At 71.1% G+C, this 18,434-nt stretch carries 12 protein-coding genes; 7 read left to right on the top strand and 5 right to left on the bottom strand.

The features are described 5' to 3' along the window. Positions 1-80: 80 nt before the first annotated feature. The 3 genes from AQJ58_RS19720 to AQJ58_RS19710 form a co-directional block, all read right to left on the bottom strand. Positions 81-3,140 (bottom strand): alpha-mannosidase, encoded by a 3,060-nt coding sequence (locus AQJ58_RS19720; RefSeq protein WP_067251925.1) that lies wholly within the window; start codon positions 3,138-3,140, stop codon positions 81-83. A gap of 77 nt (positions 3,141-3,217) precedes the next feature. Further along, positions 3,218-4,558, bottom strand: a complete 1,341-nt coding sequence (locus tag AQJ58_RS19715) for a 6-phospho-beta-glucosidase (protein WP_067251923.1) — start codon at positions 4,556-4,558, stop codon at positions 3,218-3,220. After that, entirely contained in the window at positions 4,555-5,319 is a 765-nt protein-coding gene (locus tag AQJ58_RS19710; protein WP_067251921.1) for a DeoR/GlpR family DNA-binding transcription regulator, read from the bottom strand. The genes AQJ58_RS19715 and AQJ58_RS19710 overlap by 4 nt, the downstream gene beginning before the upstream one ends. 151 nt (positions 5,320-5,470) lie before the next feature. Between AQJ58_RS19710 and AQJ58_RS19705 the strand changes: the two genes are divergently transcribed. The 7 genes from AQJ58_RS19705 (at position 5,471) to AQJ58_RS19675 (ending at position 16,354) form a co-directional block, all read left to right on the top strand. Further along, positions 5,471-6,490 carry a carbohydrate kinase family protein gene (locus tag AQJ58_RS19705; RefSeq protein WP_067251919.1) on the top strand — a complete coding sequence of 340 codons (1,020 nt, stop codon included), beginning with the start codon at positions 5,471-5,473 and terminating at the stop codon, positions 6,488-6,490. A gap of 81 nt (positions 6,491-6,571) precedes the next feature. After that, complete coding sequence (locus tag AQJ58_RS19700) at positions 6,572-7,858, top strand: ABC transporter substrate-binding protein (protein WP_067251918.1); 1,287 nt, start codon at positions 6,572-6,574, stop codon at positions 7,856-7,858. Beyond that, the gene (locus AQJ58_RS19695; RefSeq protein ID WP_067251916.1) at positions 7,858-8,814 is read left to right on the top strand and encodes a carbohydrate ABC transporter permease; all 957 of its coding nucleotides are present in this window, start codon (positions 7,858-7,860) and stop codon (positions 8,812-8,814) included. Before AQJ58_RS19700 ends, AQJ58_RS19695 begins: the two co-directional genes overlap by 1 nt. Before the next feature lie 13 nt (positions 8,815-8,827). Then, complete coding sequence (locus AQJ58_RS19690; RefSeq protein ID WP_067251914.1) at positions 8,828-9,664, top strand: carbohydrate ABC transporter permease; 837 nt, start codon at positions 8,828-8,830, stop codon at positions 9,662-9,664. After that, positions 9,661-12,603, top strand: a complete 2,943-nt coding sequence (locus tag AQJ58_RS19685; RefSeq protein WP_067251912.1) for a glycoside hydrolase family 2 TIM barrel-domain containing protein — start codon at positions 9,661-9,663, stop codon at positions 12,601-12,603. Before AQJ58_RS19690 ends, AQJ58_RS19685 begins: the two co-directional genes overlap by 4 nt. A gap of 76 nt (positions 12,604-12,679) precedes the next feature. Beyond that, positions 12,680-14,542: a LamG-like jellyroll fold domain-containing protein gene (locus tag AQJ58_RS19680; protein WP_067251910.1), complete on the top strand. Its 1,863-nt coding sequence runs from the start codon at positions 12,680-12,682 to the stop codon at positions 14,540-14,542. Between the two features lie 144 nt (positions 14,543-14,686). Next, entirely contained in the window at positions 14,687-16,354 is a 1,668-nt protein-coding gene (locus AQJ58_RS19675; RefSeq protein ID WP_067251908.1) for a PHP domain-containing protein, read from the top strand. Between the two features lie 97 nt (positions 16,355-16,451). On the opposite strand, the gene AQJ58_RS19670 is transcribed toward AQJ58_RS19675, so the two are convergent. Next, a complete protein-coding gene (locus AQJ58_RS19670; protein ID WP_067251906.1) occupies positions 16,452-16,907 on the bottom strand; it encodes a MaoC family dehydratase in 456 nt (151 codons plus the stop codon). A gap of 14 nt (positions 16,908-16,921) precedes the next feature. Then, a complete protein-coding gene (locus AQJ58_RS19665; RefSeq protein ID WP_067251905.1) occupies positions 16,922-18,427 on the bottom strand; it encodes an acyl-CoA synthetase in 1,506 nt (501 codons plus the stop codon). Between the last annotated feature and the right edge of the window lie 7 nt (positions 18,428-18,434).

Genomic DNA, 18,434 nt, shown 5'->3' with positions numbered 1-18,434 from the left:
CGGGGGGATGGGCGGGCACGGTGGTGCAGTACCGTGCCCGCCCGGCAGAGGTCCGGGCGTGCCCGCCCGGAGCTTTGGCCCTACGCGCCGCGCCGCAGCCGGAGCGTGAGGACCTGGAAGGGACGCAGGCTCACCGCGACGGCGCCGTCGGCGTCCGTGGCCGCCTCCGCGTCCTCCTCGCGGGGCCGCTCCAGCAGGTCGGTGACCTCGAAGCCGGCCAGCGGGAAACCGGTGCGCACGAGGCCCCGGGCCCGGCCGCCGCGCGACTCGTACAGACGCACCACCACATCGCCCGACCGGTCGTCGGCGAGCTTGACCGCCTCGACGGTCACGCCGTCGCCCTCCACGCGCACGACGGGCTCCGCCGCGCCCGCCGACTCCGCCACCCGCAGCGGCAGGTTGAGCGCGTAGCCCTCGGCGACCGCGTCGCCGATCGTGGCGCCCGGCAGCAGGGAGTAGGTGAAGCGGTGCCGGCCCTGGTCCGCCTCGGGGTCCGGGATGCGCGGGGCGCGCACCAGGCTGAGGGCGACCGTGGTCGTCGTACCGCCGTCCTCACGGACCGTACGGGAGACGTCGTGGCCGTACGTCGAGTCGTTGAGGACGGCGACGCCGTAGCCGGGTTCGCCGATGTGCACCCAGCGGTGGCCGGAGACCTCGAAACGGGCCGACTCCCAGGTGGTGTTGGTGTGCGTGGGCCGCTGGACGTGACCGAACTGGATCTCGGCCGAGGAGTGCGCGGCCCGCACGTCGACCGGGAAGGCGGCCTTGATGATCTTCTCGGCCTCGTGCCAGTCGATGTCGGTCTCGATGTCGATCCGCGGGCTGCCGGCCCGGACGCTGATCGTCTGGGTGAGGGTCGAGCCCTTGCCGAAGGAGCGGGTGACGCGGATCGCGCCGAGCAGCGGGTCGTCCTCGACGACGGTGACCGAGTCGGGGTCGAGCAGGTCCGTGAAGCGGTTCTTGTAGTGCTTGTCGATGTCCCAGGCGTCCCAGTAGTTGGGCAGGTCGGTGTGCAGACGGAGCAGGTTGCCCCGGCCGGCGAGGACCTCGCGGCCCGCCCGGATGTCGTATACGGACGACAGTGTGCCGTCTTCCGCGACCTCGACCCGGACCAGCCCGTTGTCGAGCACCCGCCCGGACACCGTCACCGGCTGCGGCGAGGCGTCGGCCGCGGCCAGCGGCGCGCTGCCGCTCCCGGCCACCTCGACGTACGCCGGCGCGCCCGCGGAGGTGCGGATCACCTCGGCCCGGTCGTAGGGGCTGGTGTTGAACACCCGCGTGCCGCCCGCGCCGAGCGCCGCGACCGCCTCGGCCGTCAGCGCCTCCAGTTCCGCGGCCACCCGCGCGTACTCGGCCTCGGCCTCGCGGTGGACCCAGGCGATCGACGAGCCCGGCAGGATGTCGTGGAACTGGTGCAGCAGGACCGTCTTCCACAGCCGGTCCAGCTTCTCGTAGGGGTAGGCGTAGCCCGGCGCGTGCAGCGCGGCCGTCGTCGCCCACAGCTCGGCCTCGCGCAGCCGGTGCTCGCTGCGCCGGTTGCCCTGCTTGGTGCGGGCCTGGGAGGTGTAGGTGGCGCGGTGCAGCTCCAGGTAGAGCTCGCCGACCCAGACGGGGGCGTCCGGGTACTCCTCGCGGGCCTTGGCGAAGAACTGGTCGGGGTGCTCGACGACCACCTTGGGCGAGCCCTCGAGGTCGGCGAGGCGGCGGGCCCGCTCCATGATCTCGCGGGTGGGGCCGCCCCCGCCGTCGCCCCAGCCGAACGGGGCGAGCGAGCGCGTCCCGGCGCCCTTCTCCGCGTAGTTGCGGACCGCGCGGTCCATCTCCACACCGCTGAAACGGGCGTTGTAGGTGTCGATCGGCGGGAAGTGGGTGAAGATGCGGGTGCCGTCGATGCCCTCCCACCAGAAGGTGTGGTGGGGGAACTTGTTGGTCTGGTTCCAGGAGATCTTCTGGGTGAGGAACCAGTCGTTGCCGGCGAGCTTGGCGAGCTGCGGGTAGGCGGCGGTGTAGCCGAAGGAGTCCGGCAGCCAGACGCCCTTGGTCTCGACGCCGAAGTGCTCGATGAAGAACCGCTTGCCGTGGATCAGCTGGCGGGCGATGGCCTCGCCGCCGGGCAGATTGCCGTCGGCCTCCACCCACATGCCGCCGACCGGCGCCCACTGGCCCTTCTTCACCGACTCCTGGATGCGGGCCCACACGTGCGGGTAGTTGTCGCGCACCCACTCGTACTGCTGGGCCTGCGAGCAGGCGAAGATGAAGTCCTCGTACTCGTCGGCCAGCGACGTCACGTTGGAGAAGGTGCGGGACGTCTTGCGCTTGGTCTCGCGGATCGGCCACAGCCAGGCGGAGTCGATGTGCGCGTGCCCGACGCCCGAGATGGTGTGGGCGCTGGCGTGCGCCGGACGGGCCAGGACGGGCGCGAGCACCTCGCGGACGGCGGCGGCGCTGCCGGAGATGTCGTCCAGGTCGACGGCGTCCATGGCGCGGTCGAGGGCGTGCATGATCTCGTGGCGGCGCGGCTCGTGCTCACCGAGGTGGACCATCAGCTCGCGCAGCACCTGCAGGTCCAGGTCGAGGTGCCAGACCTGCTCGTCGAGGACGGCGAGGTCGGCGCGGCGGAATGTATACAGTGGACGGTCGCCTGCCGTCAGTACATCGCCGAGCAGCGTCGGCTCGGCGAAGTCGTTCGCCAGGATGTCGGGGTTGGAGGCCGCCTCGACCAGGTAGTCGATCCGTTCCCCGCCGACCGCGGGGTTGCCGACGGCGACATACTGGTTGAGCGGGTTGACCGCCTTCAGCGGGGTGCCGTCGGGGCGGTGCACGAGGGCCTCGGCCTGGTTGCCGGGCCAGTCGCCGACGAAACCGAGGTCGATGACGGCCTCGACGCGCCGGCCCGCCCACTCGGCGGGCACCTGCCCGCTCATCCGGAACCAGGTGGTCCCCCACGGCGGGCCCCAGGGGGTGCCCATCGCGAAGGGCTCGTAGGCGGCGCCGGCGGCCTCCTCGAACGGGACGGGCTCTCCCGGCGCCTGCCAGGCCTCGACCTCGAGGGGAACGGTGGCCGCGTAGATCGCGGGCTTGATGCGCTGGTGGTGGACGCGCTCGACGCGCTCCTCGATGCGGCGGCGTTCGTCGTGCATGGGGTGTCTCCAGGAAACCGGGGAGTAGGAACCGGGCGGGGAGAGCCGTCGGGCTCGGAAAGCGCTTTCTCTCTCTGTCAGCGCCTAAGGTACGCGAGCCCCGGATGGACCTCGGTGTAGCCCTCGACGAGCCGGCGGGCGACGTTCACGGAGTCGACCAGCGGGTGCAGCGCGAACGCCTTGACCGCCGTCGCCCACGAGCCGGACTCGGCGGTGGCCAGCACCTCGCGCTCGACCGCCTTGACCGCGCACACCAGACCGGTGGCGTGGCCGGGCAGCGGGTCGACCGCGACGGGGTGGGCGCCGTTGGCGTCGACGAGGCAGGGGACCTCGATGACGGCGTCGGCGTCGAGCGCGGACAGGGTGCCCTGGTTGCGCACGTTGAGGATGAGCGTGGTGCGCTCGTCGCGGGCGATGGCCCGCATCAGGGCGAGGGCCACCTTCTCGTAGCCGCCGGAGAGGTCGTCGGCGTCGCGTTCGCCGGCGCCGGCCGTCTCCCGGTTCTCCGCCATGTAGGTGGCCTCGCGCTCGGCGCGGGTGCGGTCCCAGGCGGCCAGGGCCGGCGCGCCGGGGTCGCGCATCTCCTCGTAGAAGTGGGCCTGCTGCTCGCGCAGGAAGGCCCCGCGGGTCTTCTCGGCCTGCTGGTAGGCGCGGACGGCCTCGCGGTTGAAGTAGTAGTAGTGCAGGTATTCGTTCGGGATCGCGCCGAGCGAGCGCAGCCAGTCGACGCCGAACAGCTTGCCCTCCTCGAAGGAGCCGAGCAGGTCGGGGTCGGCGAGCAGGCGCGGCAGTTCGTCACGGCCCGCGACGCGCAGGCCGCGGACCCAGCCGAGGTGGTTGAGGCCGACGTAGTCGATCCACGCGTCCCGCGGGTCGGCGCCGAGGACCCGGGCGATCCGGCGGCCGAGGCCGACCGGCGAGTCGCAGATGCCGATGACCCGGTCGCCGAGGTGGCGGGACATGGCCTCGGTGACGAGTCCTGCCGGGTTGGTGAAGTTGATCAGCCAGGCGTCGGGGGCGAGCCGGGCGACCCGCCGCGCGATGTCGACGGCGACGGGGACCGTCCGCAGACCGTAGGCGATGCCTCCGGCGCCGACGGTCTCCTGGCCGAGGACGCCCTCGGCGAGGGCGACCCGCTCGTCGTCGGCGCGGCCCTGCAGACCGCCGACGCGGATCGCGGAGAAGATGAAGTCGGCGCCGCGCAGGGCCTCGTCGAGGTCGGTGGTGGCCGTGACCGTCGGGGCGTCGGGGGCACCGGCGGCCTGTTCGTCCAGTACACGGGCGACTGCATACAGTCGGCTGTCGTCGAGATCGTGCAGAACGACCTCGGTGACCCGCCCCTCCGCCCGGTCACCGAGGAGCGCCCCGTACACCAGCGGCACCCGGAACCCGCCGCCGCCCAGAATCGTCAGCTTCACGCCTGCACCTTTCCTGCCACGACCACCTCGACGCCCGCCTCCTCGAAGGAGGTGCGGGTCACCGGGTCGACCGGCGCGTTCGTCACCAGCACGTCCAGGTCCCCGGGACCGCAGACCCTCGCCATCCCGGTACCCGGGAACTTCGCCGCGTCGGCCAGCAGGACAACCTTGTCACCGGCCTTGATCATGGCCCGCTTGACCGGCACCTCGACGACGGTCGTGTCCATCACCTGCCCTCCCGGACGCACCCCGCTGGTGCCGAGGAAGAGCCAGTCGGCGTGGAGCTGGCGCAGGTTGTCCTCGGTGAGGAAACCGACCAGGGAGCGGTACTCGCGGCGGACCATCCCGCCGAGCAGCACCAGCTCGATGCCCTCGTCGTCGGCCAGCTCCTCGTAGACCACCAGGTTGCTGGTGATCACGGTGAGGCGGCGGCCGTGCAGCTGCCGGGCGAGGCGGTAGGCGGTGGTGCCGATGTCGAGCAGCACCGACTGGCCGTCGGCGACCATCGCCGCCGCGTGCGCGGCGATGGCGTCCTTCTCGGCCACGCGTACCTCGGCGACCTCGGCGAAGGGCTGGTCGCCCTCCTCGACGACGGCACCGCCGTGGACCCGGGTGAGCAGGCCCTCCTCCTCTAGTTTGACCAGGTCACGCCGGACCGTGGCGGGGCTCACGCCGAGTTGTTCGGAGAGATCCGTCACTGCCGCGGGACCACCGGAGCGCAGGGCCCGCAGGATGAGTTGATGTCGTCGTTCTGCCAGCACGCCGTGAACACTACTCGTCATCTTCAATCATTTCTATGCTCAGTTCTGCTCGGGTATTGACCAGAGCCCGCTGGCGTCGCACGATTCCGGTCACCCGATGAAGAACTTTGACGAGCTCCCCGACATCCCGCCCCGACGAGAGGACGCCCCCGTGGACGACGAACGGCCCGACGTACTGCTGACCGGGCTGCTCTTCTACGACCTCGTCCTGACGGGCCTGGGCAAGCCGCCGACGCCGGGCGAGGAGATCTGGACCGCCGGCATGGGCTGCGGCCCCGGCGGCATCGCCAACCTCGCGGTCGCCGCCTCCCGCTTCGGCCTGCGCACCTCCCTCGCCACGGTCTTCGGCGACGACTTCTACGGCGCCTACTGCCAGGAGGTCATCGCCGACCAGGAGGGCGTCGACCTCTCGCGCTCCCGGGTCGCGCAGGACTGGCCCACCCCCGTCACCGTCGCCCTCGCGCACGGCCACGACCGGGCGCTCGTCACCCACGGCCAGGAGCCGCCGTACTCCCAGGACGTCCTGATGGGCGACCCGCCCGAGGCGCGCACCGCCCTCGTGCACATCGAGTCCGAGCCGCAGGCCTGGCTCGCCAAGGCCGCGGCGAACGGCACCCGGATCTACGGCGACGTCGGCTGGGACCCCACCCAGCAGTGGTCCGCTCAGTTGCTCGAGCAACTGACCCTGTGCCATGCCTTCCTCCCCAACGAGACCGAGGCGATGGCCTACACCCGCACCGACAGCGCCCTCGCGGCCCTCGGCACGCTCGCCGAACTGGTGCCGGTGGCGGTGGTCACCCGGGGCGGCGACGGCGCGCTCGCCGTGGACCAGACGACCGGCGAGTACGCGGACGTCCCGGCCCTTGACATCGATGTCGTGGACGCGACGGGCGCCGGGGACGTGTTCGGCGCGAGCTTCGTCGCCGCCTCGCTCGGCGGCTGGCCGCTGGAGGAACGCCTGCGGTTCGCCGTACTGGCCGCAGGACTGTCCGTACGCCACCACGGCGGGGCGCTCGCCGCGCCCGGCTGGTACGGCGTCGACCGGTGGTGGCGGACGCTGCGGGATCCGGAGCTGAAGCGGGCGTACGGGTTCCTCGCCGACCGCATCCCGGCGGACGTCGGGCCGCCGGTGCGCCACGCGCCGGTCACCCCGCCCGCCCGGCCGGCCTGACGTCGTTTTCCATGAAGCTTTGCCCTGGTTGTGCATCCCGTCTGTGAAGACGCGAACAGATCCGAAAGGCGGTGGGAGCAGTTGCGGCTCTCACGTAGAGGCCTGCTGCGCGCCGGTCTGGCCGGTACGGCCGCGACCGCGCTCGGCGGTCTGGCGTCCGGCTGCGCCGTTCCGGCCGGTTCGACCGGCCGGAACATGGTCCTGTGGTACTGGGACGGCGGTCTGGGCGACACCGTCGTGGAGAAGGCCCGGGCCCGCTACGGCGGCACGGTCGACCTCGAGGCCGTCAAGATCGGCGGCTACTACCGTTCCAAGCTGATCACCACCATGGCCGGCCGCGCCCACGTCCCCGACGTCGCGGGCCTCAAGGGTGAGGACATGGCGTCCTACCTGCCCAACGCCGACCAGTTCGTGGACCTGCGCACGCTGGGTGCGCAGCGGTACCGGAGCCGCTATCTGGGCTGGAAATGGGACCAGGGCATCGCCGACGACGGCTCGATGATCGGCTTCCCGATCGACTGCGGCCCGGTCGCCCACTTCTACCAGTACGACGTCTTCCGCAGGGCCGGGCTGCCGTACGAACCCGAGGACGTGTCGAAGGAGCTCGACACCTGGGAGAAGTTCTTCGCGGCGGGCGAGCGGCTCAAGCAGCGGATCCCGGGCACCTCGCTGCTCACCGACGTGAACTCCGTGTTCGAGAACGCGGTGCAGCAGGGCAGCAGGCGCTACGTCGACAAGGACCGCCACTTCATCGGCGACCAGGAGCATGTGCGCGCCGCCTGGGCGCTCGCCGTGGAGGCCAAGCGGCGCGGGATCGTCTCGGACCTGGTCAACGGCACCCCCGACCAGCTCTCCGCCGTCCAGGACGGCAAGCTGCCGAGCCAGCTCGGCGCCTCCTGGGCGACCAACGACCTCAAGACCGGCGTGCCGAGGACCAAGGGCCGGTGGCGGGTGGCCGACATGCCGGTCCGGCCCTCCAACAACGGCGGTTCGTTCCTGGCGATCACCAAGGCCTGCCGGGAGCCCGAGCAGGCGTTCGCGATCATCACCTGGATGCTGGACGCGGCCAACCAGGCGCAGGGGTACGTCGACGCGGGCCTCTTCCCGTCCACGCCCGCCTCGTACGGCCTGGCGCAGCTGCGCGAGCCCGACGCGTTCTTCGGCGGCCAGGTCACCATGGACGTCTTCGGACCCGCCGCGCAGAAGATCGCCGTCGCCTACAACAGCCCCTACGACGTGGCGCTCGGCCAGCCGATCAAGGACGAGATCAAGAACGTCGGCGTCCTCGGCAAGAACCCCGACCGGGCCTGGAAGGACGCCATGAGCAAGTGCCGGCGGATCGCCGACCATCTGGGGGTGAGCCACTGATGGCCACCGCGCTGGACGAGCCCACGGTCACCGTGGAGTCGGCACCCGCTCCCGCGCCCCGCACGGGCCTGCGCAAGCACTGGCATCTGTACGCGGCGATCTCGCCGTTCTATCTCCTCTTCCTCTGCTTCGGCCTGATCCCGGTCGGCTTCTCGCTGTATCTGTCCTTCCACCGCTGGGACGGGCTCGGCCCGATGGAGTGGGCCGGACTGTCGCAGTACCGGTACCTGCTGGGCGACAGCGACTTCTGGAGCTCGATCGGGAACACGCTCGTCATCTGGGCGCTGGCCACCTTCCCCATGATCTTCCTGGCGATGGTGACGGCCGTCCTGCTGAACTCGGCGGTCCGGTTCAAGAACGCCTACCGGTTCGCGTACTTCCTGCCCAACGTCACCTCGGTCGTGGCGATCGCGATCATCTTCGGCTCGGTGTTCTCCACCAACTTCGGCCTGGTGAACGCGCTGCTCGAGGCCGTCGGACTGGACCAGGTGGCCTGGCTGAACACGCCCTGGGGCATCAAGGTCGCCGTCGCGACGCTGATGACCTGGCAGTGGACGGGATACAACGCGATCATCTTCCTCGCGGGACTGCAGACGATCCCCGGTGAACTGTATGAAGCAGCCCGTATGGACGGGGCCGGTCCGGTGCAGACGTTCTTCCGGATCACGCTGCCGATGATGCGGCCGGTGCTGCTGTTCGTGCTCGTGATCTCCACGGTCACCGGTCTGCAGAGCTTCTCGGAGCCGCAGGTCCTGCTGCAGAACACGTCCAACGACTCGACGTTCTCCGGCGGCCCCGGCCACGCCGGCCGGACGATGGTCCTCTACTTCTTCCAGCAGACCTTCGACAACAACGACTTCGGCTACGGCGCCGCCGTGGCGTGGGGCATCTTCCTCGTCGTCGTCCTCTTCTCGATCATCAACTGGCGTCTGGTGCAGCGCCGGGGCGAAGACTAGGAGGCCCCACCCCATGGCAACCATCAAGGGTTCCCGGCGCCGCGCGCTCGCCCTGCACACGATCCTGGTCGTCGGCGTGCTCCTGTCGGCCTTTCCGTTCTACTGGGCCCTGATCATGTCGACGCACACGTCGAGCGAGATCTTCTCCTACCCGCCGAAGCTGCTGCCGGGCACCCACTTCCTGGAGAACCTGCGCCATCTCCTCGACGCGATCGACTTCTACGGCTCGATGGCCAACTCGCTGCTGGTGGCGGGTTCGGTCACATTCCTGGTGTTGTTCTTCGACTCGCTGGCGGCGTTCGTCTTCGCCAAGTTCTCCTTCCCGGGAAAGCGCTTCCTGTTCGCCTCGCTCATGATCATCTTCATGGTGCCGGCACAGCTCTCGGCGATCCCGCAGTTCGTCATCATGGCCAAGCTCGGCTGGATCGGTTCGATGACCTCGCTGGTCGTGCCGGCCGCCGCCAACGCCTTCGGCATCTTCTGGATGCGCCAGTACATGAAGAGCGCCATCCACGACGAACTCCTCGACGCCTCCCGCATCGACGGCGCGAGCTTCCTGCGCCAGTACTGGCACGTGGCCCTGCCGGTGGTCCGCCCCGGACTGGCCTTCCTCGGCATCTTCACCTTCATGGGCCAGTGGAACGACTACGCCTGGCCCCTCATCGCCCTCACCGACCCGGACAACGTCACCCTCCAGGTCGCCCTGTCCCAGCTCAACGGAACCCACGGAACGACGGACTACGGAATGGTCATGACCGGCGCGCTGCTCGCGCTCATCCCCCTGCTCATCGTGTTCGCGGTCGGCGCGCGCCAGATCATCGGCGACCTCGCCAAGGGAGCGATCAAGTGAACGACCCCCTGCTGACGCTCCGCCCCTGGACCGCCCCCGAGGTGACCTCCTGGGGGCGGCTGCCCATGAACGCCGTCGACCGGCGCACCGGAGCACACTCCCTGGACGGCGACTGGCGCTTCCAGTTGCTGTCCGCTCCGCACGCGCCGGTCGGCGGTGCCTGGTCGACGGCGGCCGTGCCGGGCGTATGGACCATGCAGAACACGGACGACCCGCTACGGTCGACGGTCGACCTTCCGCGGTATCTGAACATCCGTATGCCGTATACAGAAATCCCGCCACTGTCGCCGGTCGACGACAACCCGACGGGTGTCTACGAGCGTGAGATCGACATCCCCGCCGACTGGGCCGGCCGCCGCGTCGTCCTCCAGGTGGGCGCCGCCGAGAGCGTGCTGCTGGTGCACGTCGACGGGCGTCCCGTCGGCATCTCCAAGGACTCGCACCTCGCCGCCGACTTCGACGTGACGGACGCGGTACGCCCCGGCGGCCGGCACACGCTGCGGCTGACCGTCGTGAAGTGGTCGGACGCCTCGCACATCGAGGACCAGGACCACTGGTGGCACGGGGGGATCACCCGGTCGGTACTCCTGTACACGACGGACCCGCTGCACCTGGCCGACGTCACCGTGCGCGCCTCCCGGGACGGGGAGCTGCGCATCGACTGCCGGGTGCGGGACACCCGCGGGGCGCTCCCCGGGGGCTGGTACGTCAGCGGGGAACTGGACGGGCTGGAGCTGACCCAGGACACCGCGTTCGACCGGGCCAACGCCGAGGACGAGCGCGTCTCCGCCTTCCTCGGCGAAGCCCGGATGCACACCCGCGTGCCCGAGGTGCGCACCTGGACCGCCGAGACGCCCGAGCTGTACGGCCTGACGGTGCGGCTGCACCGTGCCGACGGCAGCGTCGCCGACACCTCGCGGCACCGCGTCGGCTTCCGGGACGTCGAGGTCGTCGGCCGGGACCTGCTGGTCAACGGCGAGCGGATCTACGTCCGGGGCGTGAACCGGCACGACTTCCATCCGCTGACCGGGCGGACGGTGTCGTACGACGACATGCGCGCGGACCTCGTCCTGCTGAAGCGTTTCGGCTTCAACGCGATCCGCACCGCGCACTACCCCAACGACCCGACGCTGTACGACCTCGCCGACGAGCTCGGTTTCTACGTGGTCGACGAGGCGGACATCGAGTCCCACGACCACGCCCACGAGATCGCCGACGACCCGCGCTATCTGAACGCGTTCGTGGATCGGGTCTCGCGGATGGTGCTGCGGGACAAGAACCACCCCTCCGTGATCATCTGGTCGCTGGGCAACGAGTCGGACTACGGCGCCAACCACGACGCGGCGGCCGGCTGGGTGCGCCGCCACGACCCGACCCGCCCGTTGCAGTACGAGGGCGCGGCCAAGCGCGGCTGGGCGGACCCGGACCTCGCCTCCGACATCGCCTGCCCGATGTACGCGCCGCTGGAGGACTGCGTCGCGCACGCGCTGTCCGGGGAGCAGACCAAGCCGCTCATCCAGTGCGAGTACTCGCACGCCATGGGCAACAGCAACGGCACGCTGGCCGACCACTGGGCCGCCATCGAGGCCACCCCGGGTCTTCAGGGCGGGTTCATCTGGGAGTTCTGGGACCACGGAATCCTTCAGTCCGTGAACGACGGAAGACCGGTCGGGCGCGGGGGCGCCGGGCTCTACGACAACGGTGTCACCGCCCCCGGCTACCGCTGGGCGTACGGCGGTGACTTCGGCGAGAAGGAACACGACGGCGCGTTCATCGCGGACGGCGTGGTATTCCCCGACCGCACCCCGAAGCCCGTCATGTTCGAGCACCGTGAACTCGCCGCACCCGTACGGCTGGAGCTGTTCCGGCACGAGGGGCTGGTCGTCTCCAACCACCAGCACTTCCGGGGCCTCCAGTGGCTCGCGGGCGTGTGGGAACTGGCGCTCGCGGACGGCCGTACGCTGACCGCGCCCGCCGAACTCCCCGCGCTGCTCCCCGGTGAGACGACGGTGGTCCCGCTGCCGCTGGAGCTGCCGCAGGACGGCGGCGAGGCATGGCTGACGCTGCGGGTGACGACCGCCGAGGACCTGGCGTGGGCTCCGGCCGGCACCGAGGTGTGCGCGCCGCAGGTGCGGCTGCGCTCTGCCGTCGCGGCCGAGGATCGGCCGGTCCCCGGTGCCGTGGAGGTCGACGCGGACGGGCTGCTGGTCCATCCGCTGCTGACCGCCGGGCCCGTGCTGTCCCTGTGGCGGGCGCCCACCGACAACGACGAACTGGGCGGCATGGCGCTGCGCTGGCGGACGTGGGGCCTGGACGCCCTGGTGCGCACGGTGGTGTCGGTACGGCGCGACGGCGACGCGGTGACCGTGCTCGCGGAGTACGCGGGCACCACCGGCGTGGTCCGGCACCGGCAGGTGCTCACCCCCGTCGAGGGCGGTGTCCGGGTGGACGAACTCGCCGAGCTGCCGCCGGAGTTCGACGACGTGGCGCGGGTCGGGACGGTCTTCGAGACGGTCGCCGGGCTGGACCGCCTCGCGTGGTTCGGGCAGGGCCCCTGGGAGTCCTACCCGGACCGCAGCGGCGGCGCCCCGGTGGGCCATCACGCCCTGGACGTCGACGCGTTGTTCACCCCGTATCTGCGTCCGCAGGAGAGCGGCGGCCGGCACGGTGTGCGGCGCTTCGTCCTCTCCGGTCCTCACGTGCCGGGTCTCGCGGTCACCCCGGACGAGCCCCGGCAGGTCTCCGTCACGCGCTACCGCGCGGACGATCTGACGGCCGCCGCCCATCACGACGAACTGGTGCCGCGCGCGGGCTGCGTGGTGCACGTCGACGCGGCCCACCGGGGCCTCGGCACGGCCTCGTGCGGCCCCGACACCTTCCCCTCCTACCTCGTCGCGCCGGGCGTCCATCGCTGGAGCTGGACCCTGCGCACCCTGTAACCCCGCATCACCGCATCACCGCATCACCGCATCACCGCAAGGACACTTTCCCCCGCTCTTCCCCAACGGAGCACACGTGTGTACTTCGCATGCCCAAGAACCGTGCGAGGCCGCGCAGGCCTGCGCCGGACGGCGCAGCTTCCTGCGGGCCACGGCGCTGCTGGGCGCCGCGGCCACGGCCTCGGTCGCGCTGCCGCCGGCCGCCGCCGAGGCGGCCCCCGCGCAGGCGGCGTCGGGCGCGTGGCGCCCGGACACCGCGAGCCGCCGCTTCACGCTCGCCGTGATGCCTGACACCCAGTACCTCTTCGACGGTCCGAGTATCGACAAGGCGCCGGTCGAGGCGTCCCTGCGATACCTCCTGGAGCACGGGGGCGACAAGGGCGAGAACATCGTGTTCCTGTCCCACCTCGGCGACCTCACGCAGAACGGCGCGGCCGCCGAATGCGCCGCGATCGGGGAGGCGTTCGAGCTGCTCGACCGGCGAGGGGTGGGCTACAGCGTCCTGGCCGGCAACCACGACGTGAAGTCCTCGACGACCGACCAGCGCGGGGCGACCCCGTACCTGGACACGTTCGGTCCCCGCCGGTTCCGCGGCAAGTCCTCCTTCGGCGGGGCCTCCCCCGACGGCTACAACACCGTCCACCTCTTCCGGGCCGCCGGGCGGCAGTGGATGGTGCTGGCGCTGGACTGGCGGCTGTCGGACCAGGGGTACGCCTGGGCGAAGGACGTGCTGGCCGCCCACCCCACGACACCGGTCGTCCTCACCACGCACGAACTGGTCGTCGAGGACGACACCCTGTCGGAGTACGGGCAGCTGCTGTGGGACCGGCTGATCAACGACCACGACCAGATCTTCCTCACCCTCAACGGACACTACTGGCCCGCCGGACGGGCCACACGCAAGAACGCGGCGGGACACGACGTCCATCTGCACCTGACGAACTATCAGAACCGTTACTTCGGCGGTGCGGCGATGATCCGCCTGTACCGCTTCGACCTCGACCGCGATGTCATCGACGTGGAGACCGTCTCCCCGTGGATCCTCGGCCGGGCCGCGAAGGGCCTGAACGAGCTGGAGCGGCAGGAGATCGAACTCAGCGGTGACGTCGACCGGTTCTCCGTCGGCATCGACTTCGCCGACCGCTTCTCCGGCTTCGCCCCGGTCCCGGCCCGCCCCGCGCGCCCGGCCTCCGAGGTCCTGGTCCGCGGCACGGTCGCCTACTGGCGCTTCGACGGCCACGACGACGGCACCGCCGTCTCCGGCACCGTCCGCGACCTGTCCGGGCGCGGCAACGACCTCACCCTGGTCACGGTCGGCGGTGGCACCCTGGGCTGGTCCTCGGACCACCACCCGGACCAGCCGGGCCATGGCAGCCTGGAGTTCCGCGGCTACAAGTCGCCGCTCAAGGGCGCCTGTCTGCGCACGGTAGACGGTGCCCCGCTCAACTCCGCGACGTTCGAGGACGGTTACACCCTCGAAGCGTTCTACCGTCTCCCGGCGGACTGGGACCCGGCGCACCACGCCTGGTCGGGGCTGGTCAGCCGGACGGGGACCGGTGGCGCGGCGGGGAAGACCGGCGACGACCCCGACGAGCCGCTGGCCACGCTGTCGTTGTCCAACGACCGCGAGCCCCAGTGGGCCGTGCGCCCGCTGAACCAGGAGGGCATCGCCACCAACTGGGGCCAGGAGACCCCGCTGGAGACCTGGTGGCACCTCGCGGTCGTCAACGACGGCAGGCACACCACGCTGTACGTCGAGGGTTGCCCGGTCGTGCGCAACCCGAAGGCGAGGGCCGTGGGCATCACCTCCGTCGGGCTGCCGTGGCTGCTCGGCGGCTACGAGTACGGCGGGAAGATCGACCAGATCCTGCACGGCCGGCTCGGCGACGTCCGGATCGTCGCACGGGCGCTGCCCGTCTCCTCCTTCATGAACCACTGACGCCCTTCCCGCACGGCTGACGCCCTTCCCGCACCGCTGACGCCTTTCCCGCACGGCTGACGCCCTTCCCGCACGGCTGACGCCCTCCCGCACCGCTGACGCCTTTCCCGACCGCTGACGCCCTCGAAGAGGACTCACACCACCATGACCGAGCAGCAGCTCCCCGAGTGGGCCGACCCGTCCGTCTCCCCCGCCTCCCTCGACGCCCAGGGCGTCTCCCGCCGCGGACTCCTGCGCCGCGCGGGCCTGTTCGGCGCCGCGTTCGCCCTCGGCCCGGCCGCGGTGCCCGCGTTCGCCGCCTCCGACCGCGGCCTCGGCGGCCACGACCCGCGCCTCGCGTACCTCGTCGGCGACCACCACGTCCACTCCGTCTACAGCCACGACGCCAAGTACACGTTCTCCCAGCAGGCCAGGGCAGCCGCCCGGTACGGCCTGGACTGGATGGTGTTCAACGAGCACTCCAACTTCGGCCACGCCCACTACGGCGCCGCGCTGGAGCACGAGGAGATCCTCAAGGCCCGCGCGGAGAACCCGCGCCAGCTGATCTTCCAGGGACTGGAGTGGTACATCCCGGCCGCCGAGCACTGCACGGTGTTCGCCGCGCCGGGCCCCCACGAGGTCGATCTGCTCACCCGCTTCGAGCTCGCCTACGACGGCAAACTGCTCGGCTACACCGAGGGCTCGGCCGGCGCCGCCGACACCGCCCGCAACGAGGCGCACGCCGTCAAGGCGATCAAGTGGCTGGCGGAGCAGCGCCGTTCGGGCTACGTCGACGACGTCCTCGTCCTGGCCAACCATCCGCTGCGCCTCGGCATCGACTCCCCGCACGAGATGCGCGACTGGCGGGACGCGGCTCCCGAGATCATGATCGGCATGGAGGGCGCGCCCGGCGCCCAGGGCGCGGCCATCCCCGGCTGGCGCGGTGCCACCTCGATCCGCGGCGAGTACGAGAACAAGCCGTCGGCACAGTCGTGGCCGGGCTACCCGGCGGACGCCTACCTCACGTACGGCGGCTTCGACTGGGCGACCGCGACCGTCGGCGGTCTGTGGGACGCGCTGCTGGCCGAGGGCCGGCTTTTCACGATCACCACCAACTCCGACAACCACCGGACCGTCTTCGACACCTGGAAGAACGGCGACTGGCCGGCCGGGCAGAACTTCGACAACACCGGCAAGCTGCCCGACCCGGTGAACACCGGCACCGCGCAGCCCGGAAGCGACTTCTGGCCCGGCGAGTTCAGCCGCACCCACGTCGGCGTGACCCGCTACGGCTACCGCGCGGTGATGGAGGGCCTGCGGGCCGGCCGTGTCTGGCTCGACCACGGGCATCTGCTGGACGGCCTCGACGTGCGGGTGAAGCGGGACTGCGACGGCGGCCGGGGCGTCACCCTCGGCGGCCGGCTGCGGGTCCGCACGGGCGAGCGGATCACCCTGTACGTCACCGTGACGACCGCCTCCCGGACCAACTCCCAGGGCGTCCTGCCGCAGTTGGCGCACGTGGACGTGATCCGGGGCGCGGTGCGCGGCCCGGTGACCGACCGGGACACCTGGCAGGCTCCCGACACGAAGGTCGTCCACACGGACGACGTCTCGGGCCGCAAGGGGACGTACACCCTGCGTGTCCCGCTGACCGTCGGGGACGAGTCCTTCTACGTCCGGCTGCGCGGCAGCGACGGCAACCGGCACGGGGCGGGCTACCTCGGCGCGTCCATCGACCCGCACGGCCCGGTCCCGCACCAGCCGGGCAACGGCGACCCGTGGGCGGACACCTGGTTCTACTCGAACCCGGTCTTCGTGGACGTCGTGCGCTAGGAGCGCCCCCACAGGGGCGCGGGGAACTGCGCGACCGGCCACGACGGTCCCGCAGTTCCCCACCGCCTCGGCGCTACGGCGTCACCGGCAAAGAGCCCTACGCGTAGAAGCGGGACAGGCTCTGGAGCACAGCCGCCGGCTTGGCGCCGCCCTCGATCTCGATCGCCCCGTCGACGGTGATCTGGACGCCCCCCGGCACCTCCTCGACCTCGGCGAGCTTGGCCACCAGGCGGATCCGGGAGCCGACCTTCACGGGCGAGGGGAAACGCACCTTGTTCAGGCCGTAGTTGACCTTCGTCGTCACCCCCTGGACGTCCAGCAGTTCGGTGAACAACGGGATGAAGAGGGAGAGGGTCAGGTAACCGTGGGCGATCGGGGCACCGAAGGGTCCGGCCGCCGCCTTCTCCGGATCCACGTGGATCCACTGGTGGTCGCCGGTCGCGTCGGCGAACGTGTCGATGCGCTCCTGGGTGACCTCGATCCACTCGCTGGTGCCCAGGTCGCTGCCGGCCAGCTTCTTCAGCTCGTCGAGGCCGTTCACCGTGATGCTCATATCGCTGTCCTTCGTTAGGAGTTGGTGCCGAAGCGCTGGCGCACCCGGGCTTTGAGGAGCTTCCCGGAGGCCGTGCGCGGAAGGCCGTCCGCGACCACCACCGACTTGGGGATCTTGTACTTGGCGAGCCGTCCGGCCAGGGAGGCCAGCACCTCGTCGGGGTCCAGCGCGGCGCCCTCGCGGAGCACGACGACGGCGCGCGGCACCTCGCCCCACTTGTCGTCGGGCACCCCGATGACGGCCGCCTCGACGATGTCGGGGTGGGAGAGGAGGAGGTCCTCGATCTCGGCGGGGTAGATGTTCTCCCCACCGGAGATGATCATGTCCTTCATACGGTCGACGATGTACACATACCCGTCGTCGTCGACCTTCGCCGCGTCGCCGCTGCGGAACCAGCCGTCGGCGAAGGACGCGGCGGTCTCCTCGGGCAGCCCCCAGTAGCCGGGCATGACGTGCGGACCGCGGACCAGGACCTCGCCCGTCTCGCCGGGTCCGACGGGGCTGAGGTCGGGGGCGAGGACCCGGACGTCGCTGAAGAAGTGCGGGACTCCGGCCGAGCCCGCCTTGCTGATCGCGTGCTCGGCGTCCAGGTACAGCGTTCCGGGGGAGGCCTCGGTCATGCCGTACCCCTGGAGGAAGGTGAGTCCGCGTTCCTGGTAGGCGGCGATCAGCGGCGTCGGTACCGGGGAGCCGCCGCAGGTCAGGATGCGCAGGCTGGACAGGTCCGCGCCGGCCCAGCGCGGATGCCGGGCCACCTGGTCGAACATCGTCGGCACCCCGAACATGAAGGTGATCCGGTGCCGTTCGATCAGGTCGAAGGTGGCGTCCGGGTCGAAGGCCTCGACCAGGACGCAGGTGCCGCCCTTGAGGAACACCGGGAGCGTCAGCATGTTCAGGCCCGCCGTGTGGAACAGCGGGGCCGAGACCAGGGCGCGCTCGTCGGCGATCAGGTCGGTGTCGACGAGGACGTTGATCGCGTTCCAGGTGAGGTTGCCGTGGGTGAGCATGGCGCCCTTGGGCCGGCCGGTCGTGCCCGAGGTGTACATGATGATGCAGGTGTCGTCGGCGCCGACGGGCTCGTCGACCGGCTCGTCGGAGGCCGCGGCCAGCACGTCCTCGTACTCGGCACCGACCTCCAGGTACGTCCGTACGTCCGTGCTGCCCGGCAGTCCCGCGACCAGGCCCGCGTGCGAGGGGCCGTAGACGAGGGCCTTGGCCCCGGAGTCGGCGAGCTGGTAGGCGATCTCGGGGCCCGCGAGTCGGGTGTTGAGCGGTACGAAGACCGCGCCGAGCGTGCCGGCCGCGAACAGGCTCTCCAGGTAGGAGGGGTGGTTCGGGCCGAGGTAGGCGACCCGGTCGCCGCGGCGGACGCCCCGGGCACGCAAGGCGTGGGCCAGCCGCGTGACGCGTGTATGCAATGTGCCGTAGTCCGTCGACCGTTCACCGTGGACCAGGGCGGTGCGGTGCGGGGTCTTGCGTGCCCGGCGCGCGGGCCACGACCCCAGTCCCTCGTTGCGCATCTGCCAC

This window comes from Streptomyces sp. DSM 15324 (assembly GCF_001514285.1).
GTDB lineage: Bacteria > Actinomycetota > Actinomycetes > Streptomycetales > Streptomycetaceae > Streptomyces.
The sequence above is the reverse complement of the archived record's forward strand: the minus strand, read 5'-3'. Positions and strand labels throughout refer to the sequence as shown.

Bases quoted from the DNA above. Each gene is read 5' to 3' on its own strand.
- AQJ58_RS19720 (WP_067251925.1), bottom strand. From the start codon at position 3,140: ATGCACGACGAACGCCGCCGCATCGAGGAGCGCGTCGAGCGCGTCCAC.
- AQJ58_RS19695 (WP_067251916.1), top strand. From the start codon at position 7,858: ATGGCCACCGCGCTGGACGAGCCCACGGTCACCGTGGAGTCGGCACCC.
- AQJ58_RS19690 (WP_067251914.1), top strand. From the start codon at position 8,828: ATGGCAACCATCAAGGGTTCCCGGCGCCGCGCGCTCGCCCTGCACACG.
- AQJ58_RS19675 (WP_067251908.1), top strand. From the start codon at position 14,687: ATGACCGAGCAGCAGCTCCCCGAGTGGGCCGACCCGTCCGTCTCCCCC.
- AQJ58_RS19670 (WP_067251906.1), bottom strand. From the start codon at position 16,907: ATGAGCATCACGGTGAACGGCCTCGACGAGCTGAAGAAGCTGGCCGGC.
- AQJ58_RS19665 (WP_067251905.1), bottom strand. From the start codon at position 18,427: ATGCGCAACGAGGGACTGGGGTCGTGGCCCGCGCGCCGGGCACGCAAG.